This is a genomic window from Duganella guangzhouensis, from assembly GCF_009674535.1.
Classification (GTDB): domain Bacteria; phylum Pseudomonadota; class Gammaproteobacteria; order Burkholderiales; family Burkholderiaceae_D; genus Rugamonas; species Rugamonas guangzhouensis.
Window position 1 is genome coordinate 1 of the sequence record NZ_WKJK01000080.1, and the last position, 274, is coordinate 274.

Here is a 274-nt window from a genome sequence, read left to right on the forward strand (position 1 = left end):
CGAGGCAGAGATGCGTAGCTGATGGGAAGCAGGTTAATATTCCTGCACCGTCGTATGATGCGATGGGGGGACGGATCGCGGAAGGTTGTCTGACTGTTGGAATAGTCAGTTTCTGGTTCATAGAAGGTGCTTAGGCAAATCCGGGCACGTAATTCAAGGGACTGGGACGAAGAGTTTAGGCTCTGTAGCAATCGGAAGTGGTTCCAAGAAAAGCCTCTAAGCTTCAGTCATACGAGACCGTACCGCAAACCGACACAGGTGGGCGAGATGAGTA

The 274-nt window shown here is 51.5% G+C and carries 1 rRNA gene; it reads left to right on the forward strand.

Annotated elements, in window-relative coordinates:
- A 23S ribosomal RNA gene (locus tag GJ699_RS35490) occupies nt 1-274 on the forward strand; the annotation flags it as partial.